The organism is Curtobacterium sp. MMLR14_002 (assembly GCF_001864975.1).
GTDB classification, from domain to species: Bacteria; Actinomycetota; Actinomycetes; order Actinomycetales; family Microbacteriaceae; genus Curtobacterium; species Curtobacterium flaccumfaciens.
Genome location: NZ_MJGT01000034.1, coordinates 1 through 354, shown reverse-complemented (window position 1 = coordinate 354; position 354 = coordinate 1). Strand labels below are relative to the sequence as shown.

The 354-nt window shown below is 61.0% G+C and carries 1 protein-coding gene; it reads right to left on the bottom strand.

Annotated features, from left to right (window positions below):
• Window positions 1–165: 165 nt before the first annotated feature.
• Window positions 166–354 (bottom strand): hypothetical protein (locus BIU91_RS18780; protein ID WP_171907763.1); only part of this gene is annotated, 189 nt, incomplete at its 5' end.

The window sequence follows — 354 nt, the reverse complement described above, 5'->3', positions numbered from 1 at the left end:
TCTGAGCCATGGTGCAATCCTTCGTTCGATTCCGTGGTCGCGGTTAGCATACATGAAAGCGCGCATATAGAAAGCCGCTCAGAGCGATTCTGAGCGGCTTGTGTTTCTCGAACGGCTACACGTTCGTGTTGCGGACCGGACCCGCGTCCTGGCGCGTCTGCGCGGCTAGAACGGCCATTTCAAGTTGGACGCCCAAGTCCAGCCGTAGCTCTTCGCCAGCTGGTACCCGAACTGCGCCCAGAAGATGAGCAGACCGGCGACGGCGATCGTCGCCCAGCCGACTATCTCGTTCGGCAGCACGACGGCTACCTGATCCTTGAGGATGTCCGACGCGCCGTGCGTGATGACGGACGC